The sequence below is a fragment of the Vibrio sp. 10N.222.48.A3 genome, assembly GCF_041475345.1.
Classification (GTDB): domain Bacteria; phylum Pseudomonadota; class Gammaproteobacteria; order Enterobacterales; family Vibrionaceae; genus Vibrio; species Vibrio tasmaniensis_A.
Genome location: NZ_JBFRVX010000431.1, coordinates 1 through 862, shown reverse-complemented (window position 1 = coordinate 862; position 862 = coordinate 1). Strand labels below are relative to the sequence as shown.

At 46.2% G+C, this 862-nt stretch carries 1 protein-coding gene; it reads left to right on the top strand.

Features of this window, described 5'->3' with window-relative positions:
• Nucleotides 1-250: 250 nt before the first annotated feature.
• Nucleotides 251-862, top strand: a 612-nt coding sequence (gene ribB, locus AB4653_RS13125; RefSeq protein WP_372104382.1) for a 3,4-dihydroxy-2-butanone-4-phosphate synthase, incomplete at its 3' end; no start/stop codon positions are given.

Below are 862 nucleotides of genomic sequence, written 5' to 3'. Positions count from 1 at the left end.
ATACCAATCACAGTAAATAAATGATCAGAGATAGCGCAGGAAAAACGCTTGAGAACAAGGCAAAATTTTTCGATAAGTAGTTATTCTACAGTCAAAAATTTTAACGCCGTTATCAAGGGTTTTAACCAGCTAGAATGACCAGTTGTTTACTACGATTGGTACAAGTCGACTTGTAATGAGTCTGCTTTGTTGTGCTCGGTTGAGATCCCTCATACAGCCCTGATTCTGGTGATATTTTAGGAGTTTAACCATGAATCAGTCTTCACTACTTGCCGAATTTGGCGAACCAATCACTCGCGTTGAAAACGCACTGCAAGCTCTGCGCGAAGGTCGTGGCGTGCTTCTACTTGACGATGAAGATCGTGAGAACGAAGGCGACATCATCTACTCAGTAGAACACCTAACGAATGCTCAAATGGCGCTTATGATCCGAGAATGCAGCGGTATTGTGTGCTTATGCTTAACAGACGAGCAAGCAAACCAACTCGAACTTCCACCTATGGTTGTTGATAACAACAGCGCAAACCAAACTGCGTTTACCGTTACTATCGAAGCAAAAGTCGGCGTAACAACAGGTGTTTCTGCCGCTGACCGTGTAACAACGATCAAGACAGCTGCAAACCCAACGGCTAAACCTACTGACCTAGCTCGCCCTGGCCACGTATTCCCATTACGTGCGCGTAAAGGTGGTGTACTGGCTCGCCGCGGTCACACAGAAGGTACTGTGGATCTAATGCAAATGGCAGGTCTTCAATCGGCAGGTGTACTGTGTGAAGTTACCAACCCAGACGGCACGATGGCAAAAGCGCCAGAGATCGTTGCTTTCGGTAAAATGCACAACATGCCTGTACTGACCATTGAA